The organism is Chlamydia poikilotherma (assembly GCF_900239975.1).
Lineage (GTDB): Bacteria > Chlamydiota > Chlamydiia > Chlamydiales > Chlamydiaceae > Chlamydia > Chlamydia poikilotherma.
The window spans coordinates 570,643-591,134 of the sequence record NZ_LS992154.1 but is presented as its reverse complement, the minus strand read 5'-3'; the positions used below and the strand labels follow the sequence as shown (position 1 = coordinate 591,134).

Here is a 20,492-nt window from a genome sequence, read left to right as displayed (position 1 = left end):
AAGTATTTTTTATGAAAATTCATTTTTTTAGAATTCAATATCTTTTTTGCGCGTTATTACTATGCTTCCCACTAACAACTGCTTTCTCTAAAGAAAGAGCGCTTAGTATTTCAGAGAAGTCTGATCAGAGCAAAAAAAGAATTAAGATTTTATTAACCAATGACGATGGTATTTCGGCGAAAGGAATGAGTCTTTTAGTCGCCAATTTATTAAAAGCTGATTTTGCGGATTTATATATAGTAGCTCCCGCTACAGAGCAGTCTGCAAAAAGCATGTCATTTTCCTACACACAACCGGTCTCTATCGAAAATGTTGATTATCCACAACCTGTTGCAGGTGCTTGGTCTGTTTCTGGGACTCCTGTAGATTGTGTGAAACTTGCCTTGGGTGATTTATTCCGCGATTCTTTACCTGATCTCGTATTATCGGGAATCAATCACGGATCTAATGCGGGAAGAACTATCTTTTATTCCGGAACTGCTGGCGCAGCTATGGAAGCTATTTTATCAGGCATTCCTGCAATAGCATTTTCTCAAGAGCAACATATATCCTTCTTTCAAGAAGATTCTGCTCCTGAACTATTGAAAAAGCTATCATTATATGCTTTATCAATTCCCTTTCCTATTCTTACAGGTTTTAATGTCAATTTTCCTGCTAGTGAACGTAATGAGGCCTGGAAAGGAATGCGACTTGTTGCTACAGGGAAAGAATTTGCTTGCGGTTTACCCAAACTCTTAAGCAGCGATGGTAAACGCAAGAGCTTTTCTCTAAGTGATTGTCAGATAGTAACAGATGAAGATATTTCTGATGAATGCCGCTCTCTTTTGGATAACTATGTTACAGTAGTTCCTTTATTGGTAAGAAATTCTCCACTAGCTTTAACTAGTGAATCAGAATTTCAACAATTACAAGCAGGATTTCATAATTTTGCCAATACTATTGCTATGAGAAAATAATCTCTAGATTCTTGTTTTTAGGGCCAACCTGTGGCCCTAGTTTCTTATATATAGATCATTCTTATCTAACTAAGATATACGGAAAATATGCCTTTATATCTCTTTGAGGGCGAAAATAAGATTAATTTCTCTAGCATTCACTTAGAATAGTGAGCTTTCTTCATTATCGGAGTAAAAATGGTTGTGATTAAACTATTTCTTCTGTTAATGTATACACCTAATCTTGTTTGGATGCGTAGCTCAGCGGTTAGAGCACCTGTCTTACACACAGGGGGTCATAGGTTCAAATCCTGTCGTGTCCATTTGCGGGAGTAGTTCAATTGGTTAGAGCACCGCCCTGTCAAGGCGGAAGTTGCGGGTTCAAGCCCCGTCTCTCGCGAACATTCAATCAGAGGTTGAAAATGCCCCATGGAACTCGTTTAACGAAGTTTAGCTTTCCTCTGTACTTTTCCAAGACCCTTAGTTGGTTTATTCTTGGGGGGGTTCTTGCTGCTTGTGGCGTTCAAATGGTCTTAGTTCCTAATGAACTTATCGACGGCGGTATTGTAGGTTTATCTCTTATTGCCTCCCATTTTTTTGGTCACAAGTACCTTCCCTTCTGTTTGATATTGTTTAACCTACCTTTTGTTATCCTGGCTTTTAAACAAATTGGTAAATATTTTGTAATCCAGATGATGACTGCCGTAATCATCTTTTCTTGTGCCCTATGGCTTATTGACTCCCTCCCTCTATGGTTTGGTTTCAATCCTATAGTTTTCAAGGGATCCGAGATGGAAACCGTAGTTTTTGGCGGGGCTATTATTGGTGTGGGTTGTGGTTTGATTATCCGTCATGGAGGATCTACAGATGGCACTGAGATTTTAGGTATTATCATCAATAAAAAAAGAGGTTATACTGTTGGTCAAGTTATCCTCTTTGCGAATTTTTTCATCTTTGCATTAGCCGGAATTGTTTATCAAAATTGGCACACAGCATTCGTCTCATTCTTAACTTATGGCATTGCAACGAAGGTTATGGATATGGTGATTTTGGGACTTGAAGATACAAAGTCTGTCACTATCATCACCTCTTCTCCAAGAAAATTAGGCCGTATTCTAATAGAAAACTTGGGTGTTGGTCTTACTTATATCCATGCTGAAGGTGGATATTCTGGGGAACCTAGAAATGTTCTTTATATTGTTGTAGAACGCTTACAGCTTTCGCAACTTAAAGAAATCGTCCACAGGGAAGATCCCTATGCATTTATTGCGATTGAAAATCTTCATGAAGTAATTAATGGTAAACGCACGAATTAAGCAGGATTCACCCAAACTTTTTCTAAGTCGGTTTTTACATCTAGTAGAGATAGAATTTTCCCAACAATATCATTAGTAATATCCTCGACTGTTTGTGGTTTGAAGTACCACATGGGCATAGGAGGAAGAATAACGGCTCCATTTTGAGATAATTTGAGTAAGTTTTCTAAATGAATTGCATGTAAGGGACTTTCTCTGGGAACTAAGATCAATTTCCTACGTTCTTTTAGAGCGACATCAGCTACTCTTCTTAATAGATTATCTCCTAATCCCACAGAAAGAGCTGCAACTGTCGCCATGCTACAAGGAACTATAACAGTACCATCCACACGATAAGATCCTGAAGCTAATTTGTTCTCTATAGATTTGATATTGTGTTGATGAATATAGGAATGATTTTCTTCAGGAATTAAAGAAAGCAAAGAAGAAGCATCAAGTTCGTAATAAAGTGTTTTCATAGCAGCCGCGGAAAGAATCACCTCGACATTGTGTTGCATTTTGGATAGTTCTTCTATCAGCTTTACAGCTAAGATTATTCCAGAAGCTCCGGAGATACCTACAATATAACGTTTCATGCGTATCCATTAACATTACGAAAGTAATAAACTTACCATGACCAAGAAAAAGGATAAAGCAAGGTAAATATTTCCCCTAAAGAAACATCTTTCAGGATTAGCTTTATTCTTGTGCATTTCATGATAGTTTTTAATGGTTTTACAAATGACCAGGGCTGGGAAAAGAGATAATACAAGACCTAATTTAGTGAAAGATGCAAGCAAAGACATTGCTATATAGGATGCTAAGCTAATTACTAAGCATACTGAAGCAATGCGGACTGCCTTTTCTTTTCCAAAACATGCAGGAATGCTGTAAAGCTTTTCTTCTCTATCGAAATCCAAATCCTGAATCGCATAAATAATATCATTAGCAGCAATAATCATGGCTGCTGTTATTCCCCATAAAGAAACTATGGCAAACATCTTTAAAGAAAGAGGGCCTGAAGATAGGGCATAAAAATTCATAAGAATTGCCAGATAATAAATTAATCCCAGCATCCAATGACATAAGTAAGTAACACGTTTTGCATAAGCATAAACAACCATAAGAATCGTAGATATTAAAGCTAACCACGTACATTCCTTATTTAAAAACATACATAGAATGACAAAGAAGAACAAAGCGATAGCTGTAACTAATGAAACAAAGTTGAATGAGAGTTTTTTTGCAGGTAATACCCTAAAAGAGGTTCTAGGGTTTTTTTTGTCTATGTTGTAATCGATGATCTGGTTTATTAAGATTCCTACTGTTCTGGCACAAAAGAAAGCAAATCCCCCAATCCATAGTGTTATCAATCCCTTTTCAGAAAATGCTGATGAAATTTCAGGGAATGTCAAAGCAAATACTGTGGTCGTGGATAGAAATATTGCCGAAAATAAGGCATATTTCATGTTTAATAACTGGTTAAAATATTTCATTTGCATAATAAAAACTTTTTAATTCTTAAATTATTTAGTTAATAAATTCTCTAAAAATATCTCTGATTCACGATTCACTATACACCTGAAATAGGAATGTGACATACACGCTATCTTATAATTAAAATTGTGTAAACTTTATAAAATACTGTCTTGCACATAGACTTTTATATGCTTAAATCACTAAAATAGTTAGCTTTGTATATTAAGTTTAAGTTTGTTTATGAAATCAATTTCTTGTAAAACGCGCTTTATTTATTTTGCACTATTGATGTGTATCCCCGCATCAGTAGCATCTTCTCAGGATTGGGAAGCTAAGCCTATTCATGATTGTGAACAGATCGTTTGTTCAACTCAATTCCATCAAGATCATGGTCCTTGGGTAGTTGTGGCAGGAGGATGTTATACTAACCATGAAAATTATAAAAAGGCTCAAAATACAGGGGATTTGTTAGCTAAGAACGGTTATTCCGTAGTTACAGGATCCGGTCCTGGAATTATGGAAGCGGCTAACTCTGGAGCTGCACAGGCTGGAGGAACATCTTTAGGATTCATCTTAAAAGGTGAGGATTTGAATGATCATATACCTCAAGGAAATTATTGTCAGGTTTCCCATATTTCCCACCGTCTACAAGGCATGATCGGCAATTCTTCAGGTTGCATCGTGTTTCCTGGGGGGCTAGGTACGGTAGATGAGGTCTTCTTTGCTTTAGATAACTTTAGATATCAAGAGGTGCCAAACCCAGTTGTCCTTGTAGGTACACAGTTTTGGGGGCCATTAGTAGAGTGGATAAAAAATTTACACTATACTCATACATGTCCAAAAAATTTATACCTAGTTGATTCATCAGAAGATGCTGTAGAAATTATTCAATCTCATTACAAGAACCAGTCTTGTAGCTTTTCTTCTAATTAATCAAAATTTGAGAGCCCGCTCCACAAGCAGGTGGAGCCACTCTCATTTCTCAATTTTTTCAAAAAAATAGTATTATATACGCTTCGTTATATTGTAATAATAATGCAAACTAACTTCGGGTTTTTAAAACAAAATTAGATTTGCACGATTTATAATCAGATGGTAGCATATTTCTTTTAAGAAAGTTTTTTTGTTAGTTTTATGGCTATTCCCGATGAGATTCAAATTAAAAATTCAGAAAATCAAGTAAGAAATATTTCTATTTTGGCCAATAACCGAAACTTCATTAAAAATGAAAGGCAGACTTTTCTAGCTGTTGTCGGCGCTTTTGCTCTAGGTATTATCCTACTTCTTGTTGGGGTATGCGTATTAATCCTTCCTTTAGGACTCCCCTCAGCTTTAAGTATTTCTCTAGGGGTTTCCGCAATCGTTATAGGCTCTGCGGTTATTGCCTACTGTCTCAGGGTTGTCTATTTCCAAAACGCCATTTGGAGAAAGAACTACCTGGAAATAAAAAGTTCTCTTAGAGATCAAGGTCTACCCATTCCAAAAGAAAAGAATACCGCACCCGTTTTATCTATACTCTTCCCCTCCTCATTAGATGTGTTAACCTATGGTAGGGTCCATTGTATGGGAAAAACTAGAACATTAATCGCCCTGATTGAAATTATTCTCGGCATAGGTTGCATAGTCAGCGCTGTTATTTCAGAGCTTTTAATAACTTCCTGGTTCCGTCCTGGAATTAGTTTAGGCCTAGGTATTACAGGAGCTGCCCTATTTATTGGAGGTCTTCAAGATATCCGAGCCTTTAGTTTAAGCGCTCAGGGAGTCACCCATCTGTATTTAACGCAATATGAACACAAGTTAAGAAAAACCGAAAGAACGATATTCGAAAAAAGTTTAGAAAGTGCGGTATCGCGCTCAACCCTATTAGAGCGTAATCTTCAGGAAGTCAATACTAGAAATTTAAACCTGAATACTGAAATCACTTCAAAAAATGCTCAAATTACCCACTATAAAAATCGAATTTCCAGTTTAGAACTAGAGAAATCGATTCCCCCGGCCCCGGCTCCTATAACCTCGTCATGGTTAGGTACAATTTCTTCATCCATTTCATCCACATCGCAATTTTTAGGTTCTTTCCTACCTGGTATGCAAGAAACCACTGCTCCTCTTCCAGGACCAGAAGGAAGCACTCCTGGCACTTTACTAGCTATTACTCTCCCAACTTCTGCAAGTGATGACGATGAATCTGATGCTGATTTTGAAGATGCCGAAGAAGAATTCCCTGTCACGGAATCGCACCGACGCAATAGTGTTTAATTGCAAAGAAATCTTAATAACCCTTTGGGTTTAAAGAATTAAAAGCTTTATTATATACTGAAAATTAATAACATATTTGTTAAAATTTTCATCGATTTTATTATTTTAAATAGTTTCAATTATGACTTCTCCTATATCACGTTCCTCCTCTCACGAAGAGGCAATAGAAAAGGTTTCCGTATTAAAGCGGGTCTGTCAGAATTCTCATATCAGTCGTAAGATTGTGAGTATCACTCTTATTGCTGTGGGGGTTATTTTAGTTATATCCGGGATCTTACTTTTAACTCTTACGATTGCTAGTTTACCTTCTGCATTCTCTATTGCTTTGGGAGCCACAGTTCTTGCCTTAGGCACAAGTTTGATCTCCTTTGGGATAGCCATGCGTATTCTTAAAAAGCCCTATTCACCCCATGAAGAAGAAGATGTGCTGGCTAGCGAAATTATAAGAACTAGGGGAGTCGTCGAACAGAAAATAGCAGAGATCTCTCGTCTACAAACAGAACTAGATGAATCTCAAAGACAGCTTGCAGAAGTTTCCGGAGAACTTGAAATAGAAAAACAAACTGGTGTTGACCTACAATTACGTTTACAGCACGCTGAAGAAGGGTTAAGGCGGGCTAACGAAGAAAATACTCTACCTCAGACACGTCTACAAGAAGCTGAAACTACCATTCAGCAACAAGAACAACAAATTCAAGTGCTTCAGGTTGAATTGGCTAATGAAAAAGTTAAAGTACAGCAACTTGAAGATAGGATTAGAGATCTGGTTGCGGATACCCAAAAAAAAGCAGCTCGTATAGCTAATCTTAACGAAGATCTCTCTAGAGTTGTTGCAAACCAACACAGCATGATAGAGAGATTGAATTGTGATTTTGATACAGAAATTGCTAGATCCCGTCGTCTATTATTAGAAAAAACAGCAGAATTAGATGCAGCTAAATCAACAATTGATCAAATACAGCAACAATTAAATAGAGCCGAACAAATGCTAGCTCCTACCCCAGTAAGAAGAGGTAGCTCTAATCTTTCGTTAAATGCTGCTGGTAGTAGCCCAACTGTACGCAGTCGTCTTAATAGCTGGTGGGAAAAGAAGAAGACAAAAAATAGTTCATCATCTGAAGCAGTTACTTCTGAAAGTTCGTCTTCAACCGATCATTCTTCTGACGAAAGGAACCAACAAAATAATGAGACAGAAGAAACTGAAGAAGACTCACAAGATTGATCTTCTTAGGCACTATCTTAAGAAAAGCTCGAAGTATGCCCTTCGGGCTTTTTTATATATCTAAACGGATTTTTTTTCTTCCTCGTTGACGACGTAGTGTTTGATCTAAAAATATCTGAGCAGATCGCCAAAGTATATTTTCCGAATCTTCTGTACGCAAACTATCTCGTAGAATATTATGAATGTTCGGGTGATCTTTAGCTGTAGAACATTCAGGGAAAAACTTCTTTTGTTCATCAGAATAGAAAAAGTCTGTCCCTAGGACAAGTTTATCCAAGATCCCAATTTTTTCAGCATGGTGAATATGCTTTTGCAAATCTTTTAAAGATGATCCCACGAAGTAGTTCACGATGTTTAAACCAATTACCCCGCCTCTAGATGCAATTTCTTTTGCATGAGCACTGGTAAGGTTCCTGGGGATGTTTTGAACTTCTCGAAAGTTGGAATGACTAGCGAGAACCTGCATAGTAGGCAATTTATCTAGAGTATAATCTAGAATATCATCGGAAAGCCTATCACAACAATGGCTGAGATCTATGGGAATAGCTAGTTGTTCCATAACCTCTAATAAACGTTTACCGTCGGTAGTCAGTTTATGGGGATCAAAAACACCACCTCCAAAACGATTTCTTCCATTCCAGACGATACCTAAATAAGCAATGGGTCCCATAGAAAATAGATCAATTAGCTTATTCAAAAGTTCCCTAAGATTTTCGTAATCGGAACCTAATCCAGAGGCATTTTCTATACTACGAACAAGTGAGAGAGAGTTTTTATTGTTGTCTTTATCTAAAATGTCGGAATCAAAGGAGATGAGTTGGATATGTTTATCTGATTCTGGAAGGCTGAAAAATAATTGATTTTGTTTATCAGCACTCGGAGAGCTTTCACTATGTTCAGTAAATATAGCGCACACTTGTTTATTAACTCCCCCAGAAAGTAGTTGACTAGGGGAACAGCGAACAAAGGGATCTTGATCAGAAAAAGTTTCATGAGAAAGAAGGTCGCAGTGCATATCTATGATCATGAAATTCACCTGGGATGCGTATAGGTATAAGGTGCTAAATAAGAAATAAGTTCGGGGTATAAAGATGTGTGTTGATTATAAACAAATACAACTTCTGGTTTCGAAGATCTCAATGCTTTTCGCAAGGTAGGATAAAAATTACATGATTGAGGATCTTCACAAATAAGACCTTGAAAATTCGAGTGGAGTTGAAGAAACTCTTTTAATGCCTTATCATCCCTTACAGTATAAATTGTAACATGTTGAGAAAATGTATGGTGAGCCAAGCACGATTCTATACTTTTCCCCATAACCTTTTCGATGGTATCACGAGAGATTACTCCCTCACGATATATCTTTAATGGATCCGTAGATACTACTGTCGATTCCAATCCATAGAAACATTGGCCAGGAATAATAAAAATATCTTCATTTGGAAAATCGTCGATAACTTCATCAGAAATTATTGCTGGGGGAAAATTGGAAATATTTGCAGAGGTTCCAAGTAAAGGACCTGATAGATCAATCAATCTATTTATTATAGGAAGAGCGAGAATCCTAAATCCCAATTTTTCTTGAGGAAATCGAGAATTTCTATGATCCACAAGTAAAGTTAAAGGTCCTGGAAGGAACTCTTGAGCAAGTTTGATCGCTTGCGAAGATAAAGGATAACCTGAGAGTTTTTCAATATCTTCAAGTGTGTTTACATAAATGACTAAAGATTTTCCTTTATCCCTATGTTTTAGAGAATAAATATGTTCTTCTGCATTTAGAGAATTTAATGCTACGGCCAAACCATAGACAGTATCTGTAGGGAAGGCTACAATCTTTCCCTGATGTAAATAATCTGAAGCTTGGTTCAAACAAAAATCTGGATCAGTAACGGACATAAAAGCTCCAGAATTAATCACTCTTAGTACTTTATTAAGCGAAAATTAAACGATTATCTTAGTAAAAAGCTGGTTTAATATTTTCCTGAAGAGACTTTATCATAGGCATATTTCTAAATCCAAGTTTTTTAAATACAGCTTCTATTTTATAAAGAAGGTTAAAGTTATTTAATATAAATGAGATTAATCATTTCGTTTATGGAAGAAAATTTCTAATTTTTTTATACTTACTGACTTATAAGAAAGTCTTGATCTCTAAAATCAATCCGACTAACTTCATCTAAAATTTCACAAAAAATCACCTTTGAGAGCATTCATGGAGTATTCATTTTTTCGTCGTAAGTTTGCTGGATTAGACGCCATAGTATGTCCTGGAGATCCCGATGATCCTGTTATTATTTTTTGTCATGGTTATGGAGCAGATGCTGATAACCTAGCGTTTTTTCCTTCAGCATGCCCTTTCAAAGGTGTACGCCCCACATGGATATTTCCCCACGGGATAGAACAACTTCCTTATGAATTTGGTGGCGGAAGAGCATGGTTTCCTTTAGATGTTCCTTTATTTCAAAGTTTGATTTCGAATCCTGATATTAATCCAGAAACAGAGCAGCAATACCAAACATTATTTAATATAGATTTTGAAAAACCAAAAATAGCTTTAGAAAATCTTATTGAAGAGTTGGATCGACCTCGATATGACGTTATTCTTGGAGGATTCAGTCAGGGTGCTATGATGACAACACATCTTGTGCTATCTTCTAAAATTCCCTATAGAGGAGTTTTAATTTATTCTGGAGCTTTACTATTAGATAAGGGTTGGGAAAATAATGTGAATCTTTGTGCTAAAGTTCCCTTTATTCAAAGTCATGGGTATCAAGATACCATTCTACCCTATTATCATGGTGAAAGATTAAATAAACTCTTATCCTCACGTCTACAGGGAGAGTTCATTTCTTTTAATGGAGGTCATGAGATTCCCGCTCTTGTTTTACAAAGAATGCAAGAAACTATTCCTCTATGGACAACGCTTTAAGTTAATCCTTTGAAACGATTATTCAGTGATGCGAGTTGTAGGGCAACCCATTCCATACAACTTGTCGCTGATGAAGAGTTATCTAAAGCTTGATAAGCTTTCTCCACAATAATCAACACCTTTTCTAAAGGTAGAATGGGTAGATTAAGAATATCCTCAGCGTATTTAGGATATGCCATTGCGCTTGCGCTAATATTTAAAGAAAGCATAAATCGATCTCTAAATAACTTAAGAAGAACTTCTAAAAGGTATTTTGCTTTATCTCTAAGAACTTGCTTATCTGTATCAGCATTACCTTTGACTATTTGTCCTACTTCTGTGATTTTCATTTTTCCAGAAGCATATTTTAAGAGATATTCAAGATCATCTTTATTAGGAGCTATATCCTCGTCACCTTGAATGTATATAGATAAGCTACGAGAAAGAATCGTAGCGGGTATACGCTGTAGCTTTGTAGATGTGAGTAAAATCACGCTATGCGAAGGTGCATCTTCAAGTACTTTTAAAAATACAGAGATCGCTGGTAAAGTCATGCGATCTACTTCATGAATGATATAGATTTTATAACACCCTTCATAGGAAAGAATTCCTATCTCTTTTTTGATATCCCTAGGAATCTCTATAGAATGCAATCTTCCTTTCCCAGAGGGGAAAAATTCATGAATGTCAGGATGGATTCGTTGGGAAATCTTATATTGTGCTTCAGGGGTATCTTTAAGAAGAATATGCGCTGCTAAATTATATGCATATTGTGAAAGCAAAGTTAACGAATTCCCGTGCAATAAAATTGCATGAGAGATCTTCCCTTGATTAATATTATGAAGTAAGGCTTCCCAGGGTTGATTAACAACCTTTTCTTCTATTTGCATAACGCTAATTCTGTATAGGCAGTCATAACTTTATTAAGAGACTCTTCGATGGGTTGTCTCCCATCTAAAATAAGATAGCTATGAGGGTGTGCTTCCGCAAGAGATAAAAATCCTTCACGGATTTTTGTATGATATACCAAAGGCTTATCTTCGAATTTATCTAAGGATTTTTGTTGTTGTTTTCTTCTTAGCCCTTCGTCAGGAGGAATATCTAAAAGACAAGTAAGATTAGGAAGGAACTTTTTCTCTCCTACGACATGGTGACAAAGGTTTGTCACATAATCTTTACCTAATCCCTCGGCTATTCCTTGATAGACAATTGTAGAATCATGGAATCTATCACAAATGACAATTTTTCCTGATTCTAAAGCTGGAAGTATTTTTTCAGTTATGTGCTGTGCGCGTGCAGCAAGAAATAGAAATAATTCCGCATAAGGGGAAATTGATGTTGTGGATGGAGCTAAAATTAAATTACGCACCTGCTCTCCTAGAGGAGACCCTCCGGGTTCTCTAGTAGCGACAACTGCTTTCCCCTCAGCTATTAGTCTATCTTTTAGAAGTTTTGTTAAGGAACTTTTCCCTGAACCTTCACATCCTTCAATAACTATAAACACAGCATTATTCCTTTATACTTGTGGTGTGGTGGTCTCTTCTTCAATATCTGATAGAGTTTCATCTTCATTTAAAGAGAGTTTTTCCATAGCAACCAGGATATCGCCATCTTTAACATAAACTAAGCGCACGCCTTGGGTAGATCTTCCCATAACACGTACATCTTGCATATTAATACGGATAGCTTGTCCTTGTCCTGACATCAATAAGATACTATCATGATCTGTAACAGAAATAGCTCCAAGAACATCCCCATTTCTTTCATTGATAAGGATTGAGCGGACTCCTACACCACCACGATTAGTTTCTCGGAAGTCTCCCACTTGAGAACGTTTTCCAAAACCGTTATCGCAAACAACAAGAACAGATTGATCATCCTTAACAATTTGGCAAGCAACTACACGATCATTTTCATTTTTCAATGAAACACCACGTACACCACGCGCTGTTCTTCCCATGGGACGCACTTTGTCGTGAGGGAAACGTACCGCCATACCTAATCTAGTAAAGAGCATAACTTTTTCTTCCTCACTGGTAATATGAGCAGCAGCGATGAGTTCATCTCCATCATCTATTTCTAAAGCACGAATACCTTTCTTTCTAGGATTACTGAAAGCATCAAGAGCCACCTTTTTAACAACACCATGCTTTGTCGCCAGGAATAAGAATCCAGCATTTTCAAAATTCTTAACATTAAGAACTGCAGCAAGTTGTTCTCCAGGACGGATACCTTCAAGGAAATTAATAATTGGTTTACCCTTAGCGCGTCTTTCACCTTCCGGTAACTGCCATACTTTTAGCCAGTAACATTGGCCAAAATTGGTAAAGATTAATAGGTAGTCTTTTGTGGATGCTGAATATACCGCTTTTAAGAAATCTGAACCTTTCTTCATGTCGAATCCAGAAACCCCGTGACCACCACGTTTCTGCTCTCTAAAGACTTTTATAGGCATTCTTTTTACGTAATCATCACCAGATATGGTAATAATTACAGGTTCATTATTGATAATATCTTCAATATCACGAATATTATCAGCATCAAATTCTATCGTAGTTCTACGAGGAGTTTTATGAACTCTCTGAATGTCTTGTAGTTCATTTCTAATGATATCTTTGACTAAACCTTCATCAGAAAGAACACGTTTATAATAGGCAATTTTATTTAGTAACTCATCGTATTCTTTTTGAATTTTCTCAGCTTCTAATCCTGTAAGTTGATACAAACGCAATTCAAGGATAGCTACAGATTGATACTCGGTAAATCCGAAATTCTCAATCAGCTGATGCTTAGCATGTTCCTTGCTGTCACTGTTACGAATTGTGCGAACAACATCATCCAAACAAGAAAGAGCTTTTAAGAAACCTTCAAGAATGTGCGCACGTGCTTCAGCTTTATTCAATTCATAACGTGTTCTTCTGCGAATGACTTCTGTACGGTGACGTATCCAGGCAGAAATCATTCTATGAATATTCATGGTCCTTGGAAGATTTTTATCCAAGGCCAGCATATTTGCACCAAAGGTTACTTGAATATCAGTAAACTTGTAGAGACGGTTGATAACAATCTCCGAAGATTCTCCTTTCTTTAGCTCAAGAACAACTCGGATACCATCTTTATCTGATTCATCTCGAACGTCTGAAATTCCTGCCAATGTTTTATCATTAACAAGATCTGCAATTTGCTCGATTAATCTGGACTTATTTACATTATAAGGCATCTCAGTAAGAATAATATTCTCCCGATGCTTGTCTGCATTCTCTTCTACATGAAGACGTGCGCGGACTTTTATCTTTCCTCTTCCTGTATGGTAAGTAGAGCGAATACCCTCACCACCACAAATTAATCCTCCTGTTGGAAAATCAGGACCAGGCATGACCTCCAAGATTTCTTCAATAGAAGTATTAGGGTTACTCAATACTAATAGGGTGGCCTCAATTAATTCCCCAAGATTATGCGGAGGGATATTTGTTGCCATACCGACAGCAATACCTGAAGAACCATTACAAAGAAGATTAGGGAATTTCGAAGGAAAGACAACAGGCTCATGTTTCGTTTCATCATAGTTCGAGACCATGTCTACGGTATCTTTATCTAAATCTTCCATTAGGAAAATTGCGCTATGTGTTAGACGAGCCTCTGTATAACGCATAGCAGCTGCGGGGTCACCGTCAATAGAACCAAAGTTTCCTTGACCGTCTACCAATGGGTAACGCAACGCCCAATTTTGAGCCATACGGACCAATGTGGGATAAATAACACTTTCACCATGAGGATGGTAGTCTCCAGAGGTGTCACCGCAAATTTTAGCACATTTACGATGTTTGGCTCCGGGCGTAAGATTTAGCTGTTTCATTGCATAAAGAATGCGTCTCTGTGAAGGTTTTAAACCATCACGAACATCAGGAAGTGCTCGGGAAATAATTACCGACATAGAATAACGAAGGTAACTTTCCTTCATTTCTTCTTCTAGATTTTTAGGGACAATGATTTCTTCTTTGTTAAACATAATGATAACTGTCTCCTAAATATCTAAATTGTTCATCTTAACTGATAGAGCGTGATTTTCGATAAATTCTCTTCTTGGAGGAACCTCTTCTCCCATAAGCATGGTGAAGATATGATCAGCCTCTACAGCATCTTTCAATGATACACGTACTAAAGTTCTTTGTTCAGGATTCATAGTTGTATCCCAAAGTTGATCTGCGTTCATCTCTCCAAGACCTTTATAACGCTGGATCTCTATTCCCTTTCTTCCGAGGGTTTTAAGATGATCGATAACTTCTTTCAAAGTATAGCAAGTATATGGAAGTGTTTTTGAATCTTCATTTATAATTACCATCTCAGAATCTTTTGGGTTAAGATAATGACGGATATCTAAACCATAGTCTCGAAGCTCTTCTTGAATCTCTGCGAAAACAGCTGTTTTATATAATTCGATAACCTTTACAGAATCAGGGTCTTCAGAATTTAGAATTTCTTGATCCTTCTCTTCAGTAGAATAGAAATAACGTCCTCCTTGCTTGCCACTCTTGGGAGGACAGTAGTATAGAGGATATCCAGAAGTTTCTTTTCGCATCTCTAAAAATTCAGAGAAAGGCACCGCTTTTTTCTCTAAAGCAACTATAAAGTTTTCTACGTTTAAAATAAGCTTTACAAAGTTATCTAGAGCCTCTCCGCTTATTTCACGATCTCCATTTTTGAAAACAAGTTTACTGTCTCGAATTCCTAGTGTTAAGAGGTAATCATCCATTTCTTTTTCAGAAAGGATATAGCGGAAATCTTTTTTCTTACTTACTTTATATAAAGGAGGCTGGGCTATATAGACGCATTCATTTTCAATTAATGCAGTCATATGACGATAGAAGAATGTTAATAGTAGTGTGCGAATGTGGGAACCATCAACATCAGCATCTGTCATGATAATTATACGTCGATAGCGCAACTTACTTAAATTGAAATTGTCCGAACCGATGCCACAACCTAAAGCTGCTATGATTGTTCCAATCTCTTGGTTTTGGAAAATCTTTTGTAAACGAGCTTTTTCTACGTTTAAGATTTTACCTCGAATAGGAAGAATAGCTTGGAAACGACGATCCCTACCTTGCTTAGCTGAGCCTCCAGCAGAATCTCCCTCCACAATATACATCTCACATTTTCCAGGATCTTTTTCTAAACAATCGATAAGTTTCCCTGGAAGTCGTGCACTATCTAAAGCACTTTTTCTTAACGTCAACTCTCGAGCCTTCTTCGCAGCCTCTCTAGCCTGAGCTGCAATGAAAACCTTTTCCACAATCATCTTGGCGATCTGAGGGTTCTCATCAAAAAATGTCGTTAACGTTTCTCCTGTGATCTGTTGCGATACAGAGCCTACATCACTATTTCCTAATTTTTGCTTAGTCTGACCTTCAAATTGAGGGTTGGGAACTTTAACGGAAACCACCGCGGTGAGTCCTTCGCGAATATCCTCTCCTGTTAAGGACAACTTATCATTTTTAGCTAGATTGTGAGCTTTAATATAGGCATTAAGTACACGAGTTAATGCTGTAGAAAATCCTGTAAGATGCGTACCCCCCTGACGGGTAGGAATATTATTTGCATAAGAATAAATTAATTCAGAGTATCCAGAATTCCATTGAAGAGCTGCTTCAAATTCAATATCGCCGTCATCCCCCGCTCGAATCCCTGAAATATAAATAGGCTCGGGGAAAAGACTCTCTTTATTCTGGTTTAAATAGCTGACGAAAGACTGAATTCCTCCTTCATAGAAAAAAACAACCTTATCAAAACTCACATCACGATCGTCTTCGAAAATGATGGTCACGCCTCGATTTAAGAACGCGAGTTCTCTTATTCTTTTAATGAGAATAGAACGATCGAAAATACAAGAGGAAAAAATTTTATTATCGGGATAGAAAGTGATTTCTGTTCCTTGCTTATCCGTAGCTCCTAAAGCTTGTAAAGCTGTTACAGGAATCCCTCTAGAAAACTCCATTTGATAAGCTTGCTTATCTTTATAAACCGTTGCCACAAGTTTTTCTGCCAAAGCATTAACACAAGATACTCCAACACCGTGCAATCCTCCAGATACTTTATAGCTATCTTTATCAAATTTCCCTCCAGCATGAAGTACCGTGAGAACAACTTCCAAAGCAGAAACGTCTCTACCTTGTTTTTTAGATTCTTTTTCATGAATCTGTATTGGAATACCTCGACCATTGTCAGATATAGTAATACTGCCATCTTCTAAAATCCTCACATGGATTTCAGAACAATATCCAGCCATAGCTTCGTCAATACTGTTATCTATAACTTCATAAACTAAATGATGAAGTCCTGCAATCCCAGTATCTCCAATATACATCCCAGGACGCTCACGAACGGCTTGAAGCCCTTCTAAAACGGTAATAGCTGAGGCGTCGTAACTTTTTTCTTTTGCGTCCATACATTATCCTAACAAAAACTGTATTTCCTTGATCTTGGCGTGAGGAACTACTTGGTGCAAGCGAGCGATTAAACTACTTTGATGCGTTTGCTTTAGTGAAGCGTATAAAGAAGAATTGTAAATCTTTACTAATAGAATATGATCCTTAAATCCTAAAGCTTGGAACATTCCATTATACTTGGTTCCTAACATTTCATTCCATGCTTCTATCACTTCTTTAGGTTTGGCAGCAACAATGTGCTCTATTTTCTTTAAATACCCGTTTAAGTAATGCTTTGCATGTTTAATTGTAGAAGCTGTTTTTTTAGAAGTTTTCGTTTTGTGCAACTCTCGATTTTTAAAGAAAGGAAACATAAAACACCTAAAAGAAATACAACATAAATGTCGAATCATACGTTGCATTAAAAGAATGCCTTATATCCAGCAACACGAAAAAAGTCAATACAGCTTTAAACGTTCCTTTTAGCCATCTTTTCTAGACAACAACATGACTTATTCATGTCGTGTTCTTGATAAAAATTAAACAATAATCAGACAGAATATTTAAGAAGAGAACAATATGTTATTAAATATTGATATCAAATTCACTGGCTCTTCATGCCAACCAATTCTATTCTTTTTTGCATTCTCTTCTTTTATCTTCTTTTCATATTTGCTTTCACTCATATCTTGGAATCTATACTTATTAATGATCTGCTTTCTAGCTAAAACCGCCGAACACACAAAAGTAAATGGAATAACAACAATAAGTGTAAGAATTGCGGTCAAAAGAAGCGCAATCAGAATAATAAGTTGAAGGACACTAGCTATGAATTCTAGAATTGTCAGAACAACCCCTAAACCTGAAATTTCTGCAATTCCTCTGAAATAGTGGCCTCGCGTATAAGAAGTTATACTTTGCGTATGATAATTTCCACTACCCAGATCCTTGATAATAACTCGATTGATTCCCGTATGAGGTCCAAAAATTGTACTATACTCAGAAATTGCAGCAATGCGTTTTAAACCAAACCATATTCCGATTATAGGAATTGAGCCTAAAATATTGATTCCTGCGTTATCAGGCAACAACGAGACTTCAAAAGGAGAGCCTAGAGGAGTTTTAGGACCTAAATTTATAAAACCTGACATAGACCCGCCCTTATTTCTTTTCAAATTACTAATAATCAGGGAAAAGGATAGGTCACAACAAGAAATACCTCAAGAAAAATTACTATCTGAAAATGTATATTTTTATAGAGGAACCTATCAATTCATTCAGCCCACTTTAATGTGTGGGTTCGATTTATTATTGGAGTAAAAAACTTTCTTTGTATTTTGTGTTAAAGAAGTCTTTCACTGAATCACTTTCAAACAATTGACGTAGTTTTTGTATCTGAGGATCATTTACGTCTTCAGCACGCACGACAACAATATTAGTATATTTAGATGTGTGGACATCTTCTAAGCAAAGACTATTTTTATGGGGATAAAATCCGGCAGTAACAGCAAAATTTCCAGGAATAACGGCAGCATCTACATCGGGTAACGAAGATACCAATAAAGGTGCTGCTATCTCTATAATAACAACTTTTCTATCTCCACAACTACAAACATCTTTCGCAGTAATATCTAGATTAGAAACTTCGTTATAAGCAATTAAACCACAATCTCGCAATAGATCCAGGGCACGTTGTTCATTTGTTCTATCTACAGGAACAGCTATGCGTAATTGCTTTTTATTTTTAAGCTCTTCAAGAGACTGAATTTTATTAGAATATAACCCCATAGGTTCTAAGTGAACTTTAGCTAAAACAACAAGCTTTCCTTCACAATGATAACGTTTACATTCATCTTTTAAAAAATCTTCGTGTTGAAAGTAATTAGCCTCTATTTGTTTATCTAAAAGCAAACGATTGGGCACACGATAATCATCTACAGGAAGTATTTTGAGATATAATCCGAAGGATTTTGCTTCTTTTTGCAAGTTGTAGAGAAGCTCTGCGTGTGGTGTAGGACTTGCAGCAATGCGTAAAATCTCTTCAGAATTTCTATTACATCCAGTTAAAGAGACTAGCAAAGCAACTAGCGCTAGTAATTTTATTTTTTTCATAAAATCCCCCGACGTCTTAATATGCGCCGGCCCCAAGTATCTCCCAAAATCCGGATACCTTCAATAAAAAACAAAGTAATAACCAACACAGATAAAGTTATGGAAAAGTCAAAGCGATAGTAACCATATTGCAATAAAATCTGCCCTAATCCTCCACCTCCAACGAATCCAGCAAAGGTAGAACAAGCAATTAGATGCACAATTAAGGATTTTAATGAAAAGATCAGCTGCGGAAAAATTTCTGGGAAAAGAATGTCTTTTACTATTTTTAATCTAGGTATCCCCAAAGCAATGGAGGGCTCAACACATGTCAATGCTCCTGTACGCAACGCATCGGACACAAAAGAAGCCACTAGAGGTAACGCTCCCAAAGTCAAAGGGACTATAGAGGCCGTTGCTCCTAAAGATGTTCCCACTATCCATCGCGTTACCGGGAATAGGATAACAATTAAAATAGCGAAAGGAATAGCCGTGAGGAAGCTCAACACAACAGAAGTTGCAGAATAAATGCTCTTCATTGGTTTTAACCCATAGGGAGCTGTTACAAAAAGTCCCAATCCTAAAAGTCCGCCTAAAATTGATGAGAAGAAAAAAGACGCGGCCACCATATATAAGGTGCTTCCTGTTTCTTTAATCAATAGATAGATCATATCTCTTTGCATATTTCATCCCCCACTATCTTGACTTCTGGAATTGTTGTACAATAACTCCCTTTGTTACAAGAATCTCTTTTGCCCGCTCTCTTTGTTCTCTACTTCCAGATAAAGCCACAATCAGAAAACCCAAGGGAATCTTACGAAAGAGATTGATATCTCCAGAAAGGATATTGATAGCTATTTCTCCATTTTGAATCAGTTGACTGATCATCCCTTGAACTGCTAAACCTTTTGGGAAACCTAGTCTCAAAATTTCCTCATTCTCTCTATGATCGTAAATTCCTTTAGCAATCGAATTCATATGAAAAAGTTCTTCAGTAACCGAGCTATGAGGATTTAAAAAAAGCTTATCTGTAGGACCTAATTCTTCAATAGCACCTTGATGGATAACTAAAGTTTGACAACAGAGTTTTTTAATTACCTCAATTTCGTGAGAAACAAAAACTTGAGTAATCCCTCTTTCCTCATTTAACTGTAATAATTTATCAGTAATATCTTCAGTTGATCTTGGATCTAACGCTGAGGTAATTTCATCGCAAAGTAAAACAATAGGATCAGATACAATAGCTATCGCGATAGCGACCTTTTGTTTCTGTCCTCCGCTTAATCTACTAGGGTATGCGTGCTTCCTTTCATACAAATTTAGGAAATGCAAAGCATCGTCTATTTTCTCTTCAATTAGAGATTTCGTCATATCAGGATAACGAATTTTCAAAGGATAAGCTATATTTTCGAATACCGTTTTTGCTAAAAATAATCCGCAACTTTGAGAAATGTAAGCAACACGCTTGGCAAAGACTAAACGAGAAATTTTTTTGTTTGAGTTAAGATTATTAAATCCTGCAATAGAGATAGATCCTGAAGTTGGTGAAATAAGGAAATCTAAACAACGCAATAATGTGCTTTTCCCAGAACCGCTATGTCCGATAACCCCAAAAATTTCACCTGAATAAACAGAGAAAGAAATATCATTTAAAATACGATGATGCCCTATTTCTTTATTTAAATTTTTCACAGAAATAATAGGAGAGTCTTTCTCAAACACGAAGTAAACCTGAAATTTTATAAAAATTAAGTCTATGCTATTAACATGAGGGCTATATTTTAAGATCAAGTTTAATGTTTGAAATATAAAAAGTGAATAGGGATTAAATTATCAAAATCCCTATTTATGATACCGCTTATAAAGCTAAAATTCATTTTT

General features: G+C 36.6%; 19 protein-coding genes and 2 tRNA genes. 8 read left to right on the top strand and 13 right to left on the bottom strand.

What is annotated here, in order from left to right:
- Positions 1-11 precede the first annotated feature (11 nt).
- From surE to C10C_RS02635, 4 genes are all read left to right on the top strand, one after another.
- Complete coding sequence (gene surE, locus C10C_RS02650) at positions 12-956, top strand: 5'/3'-nucleotidase SurE (RefSeq protein ID WP_117274309.1); 945 nt, start codon at positions 12-14, stop codon at positions 954-956.
- A 229-nt stretch (positions 957-1,185) separates the two neighbouring features.
- Positions 1,186-1,258: transfer RNA gene (locus tag C10C_RS02645), tRNA-Val, on the top strand.
- Between the two features lie 3 nt (positions 1,259-1,261).
- A tRNA-Asp gene (locus C10C_RS02640) sits at positions 1,262-1,335 on the top strand.
- 22 nt (positions 1,336-1,357) lie between these two features.
- The gene (locus C10C_RS02635; protein ID WP_117274308.1) at positions 1,358-2,251 is read left to right on the top strand and encodes a YitT family protein; all 894 of its coding nucleotides are present in this window, start codon (positions 1,358-1,360) and stop codon (positions 2,249-2,251) included.
- On the opposite strand, the gene C10C_RS02630 is transcribed toward C10C_RS02635, so the two are convergent.
- Together C10C_RS02630 and C10C_RS02625 are read right to left on the bottom strand one after the other, a co-directional pair.
- Positions 2,248-2,826: a flavin prenyltransferase UbiX gene (locus C10C_RS02630; protein WP_117274307.1), complete on the bottom strand. Its 579-nt coding sequence runs from the start codon at positions 2,824-2,826 to the stop codon at positions 2,248-2,250. The genes C10C_RS02635 and C10C_RS02630 overlap by 4 nt on opposite strands.
- A 15-nt stretch (positions 2,827-2,841) precedes the next feature.
- Positions 2,842-3,732, bottom strand: a complete 891-nt coding sequence (locus tag C10C_RS02625; protein ID WP_117274306.1) for a 4-hydroxybenzoate octaprenyltransferase — start codon at positions 3,730-3,732, stop codon at positions 2,842-2,844.
- Positions 3,733-3,997: 265 nt separating this feature from the next.
- Between C10C_RS02625 and C10C_RS02620 the strand changes: the two genes are divergently transcribed.
- The 3 genes from C10C_RS02620 (at position 3,998) to C10C_RS02610 (ending at position 7,187) form a co-directional block, all read left to right on the top strand.
- Positions 3,998-4,642, top strand: a complete 645-nt coding sequence (locus C10C_RS02620; RefSeq protein ID WP_117274765.1) for an LOG family protein — start codon at positions 3,998-4,000, stop codon at positions 4,640-4,642.
- 201 nt (positions 4,643-4,843) lie between these two features.
- Positions 4,844-5,965 (top strand): CPSIT_0556 family inclusion membrane protein, encoded by a 1,122-nt coding sequence (locus C10C_RS02615; protein ID WP_117274305.1) that lies wholly within the window; start codon positions 4,844-4,846, stop codon positions 5,963-5,965.
- Positions 5,966-6,086: 121 nt separating this feature from the next.
- Positions 6,087-7,187, top strand: a complete 1,101-nt coding sequence (locus C10C_RS02610) for a coiled-coil domain-containing protein (RefSeq protein ID WP_117274304.1) — start codon at positions 6,087-6,089, stop codon at positions 7,185-7,187.
- 52 nt (positions 7,188-7,239) lie between these two features.
- Here C10C_RS02610 and C10C_RS02605 read toward each other — a convergent pair whose 3' ends face one another.
- Both C10C_RS02605 and C10C_RS02600 read right to left on the bottom strand, forming a co-directional pair.
- A complete protein-coding gene (locus tag C10C_RS02605) occupies positions 7,240-8,214 on the bottom strand; it encodes a membrane dipeptidase (RefSeq protein WP_174222227.1) in 975 nt (324 codons plus the stop codon).
- A gap of 5 nt (positions 8,215-8,219) precedes the next feature.
- On the bottom strand, positions 8,220-9,083 hold the full coding sequence (locus C10C_RS02600) for an L-threonylcarbamoyladenylate synthase (RefSeq protein WP_117274302.1): 864 nt from the start codon (positions 9,081-9,083) through the stop codon (positions 8,220-8,222).
- Positions 9,084-9,399: 316 nt separating this feature from the next.
- Between C10C_RS02600 and C10C_RS02595 the strand changes: the two genes are divergently transcribed.
- Positions 9,400-10,116, top strand: coding sequence for an alpha/beta hydrolase family protein (locus C10C_RS02595; protein WP_117274301.1), 717 nt, complete (start codon positions 9,400-9,402; stop codon positions 10,114-10,116).
- On the opposite strand, the gene C10C_RS02590 is transcribed toward C10C_RS02595, so the two are convergent.
- The 9 genes from C10C_RS02590 to C10C_RS02550 all read right to left on the bottom strand — a co-directional run bounded on the left by C10C_RS02590 (position 10,113) and on the right by C10C_RS02550 (position 20,333).
- Positions 10,113-10,985 (bottom strand): DNA polymerase III subunit delta', encoded by an 873-nt coding sequence (locus C10C_RS02590; RefSeq protein ID WP_117274300.1) that lies wholly within the window; start codon positions 10,983-10,985, stop codon positions 10,113-10,115. The genes C10C_RS02595 and C10C_RS02590 overlap by 4 nt on opposite strands.
- Positions 10,976-11,599, bottom strand: a complete 624-nt coding sequence (tmk, locus tag C10C_RS02585; protein ID WP_117274299.1) for a dTMP kinase — start codon at positions 11,597-11,599, stop codon at positions 10,976-10,978. The genes C10C_RS02590 and tmk overlap by 10 nt, the downstream gene beginning before the upstream one ends.
- A gap of 12 nt (positions 11,600-11,611) precedes the next feature.
- Positions 11,612-14,104, bottom strand: coding sequence for a DNA topoisomerase (ATP-hydrolyzing) subunit A (gene gyrA, locus C10C_RS02580; RefSeq protein WP_117274298.1), 2,493 nt, complete (start codon positions 14,102-14,104; stop codon positions 11,612-11,614).
- A gap of 15 nt (positions 14,105-14,119) precedes the next feature.
- The gene (gene gyrB / locus C10C_RS02575; RefSeq protein ID WP_117274297.1) at positions 14,120-16,540 is read right to left on the bottom strand and encodes a DNA topoisomerase (ATP-hydrolyzing) subunit B; all 2,421 of its coding nucleotides are present in this window, start codon (positions 16,538-16,540) and stop codon (positions 14,120-14,122) included.
- Positions 16,541-16,543: 3 nt separating this feature from the next.
- Complete coding sequence (locus tag C10C_RS02570; RefSeq protein WP_117274296.1) at positions 16,544-16,894, bottom strand: DciA family protein; 351 nt, start codon at positions 16,892-16,894, stop codon at positions 16,544-16,546.
- Between the two features lie 189 nt (positions 16,895-17,083).
- Complete coding sequence (locus C10C_RS02565) at positions 17,084-17,671, bottom strand: hypothetical protein (RefSeq protein ID WP_117274295.1); 588 nt, start codon at positions 17,669-17,671, stop codon at positions 17,084-17,086.
- 157 nt (positions 17,672-17,828) lie between these two features.
- A complete protein-coding gene (locus tag C10C_RS02560) occupies positions 17,829-18,632 on the bottom strand; it encodes a MetQ/NlpA family ABC transporter substrate-binding protein (RefSeq protein ID WP_117274294.1) in 804 nt (267 codons plus the stop codon).
- Positions 18,629-19,294, bottom strand: a complete 666-nt coding sequence (locus C10C_RS02555) for an ABC transporter permease subunit (protein ID WP_117274293.1) — start codon at positions 19,292-19,294, stop codon at positions 18,629-18,631. The genes C10C_RS02560 and C10C_RS02555 overlap by 4 nt, the downstream gene beginning before the upstream one ends.
- 13 nt (positions 19,295-19,307) lie before the next feature.
- Positions 19,308-20,333 (bottom strand): methionine ABC transporter ATP-binding protein, encoded by a 1,026-nt coding sequence (locus C10C_RS02550; protein ID WP_117274292.1) that lies wholly within the window; start codon positions 20,331-20,333, stop codon positions 19,308-19,310.
- Between the last annotated feature and the right edge of the window lie 159 nt (positions 20,334-20,492).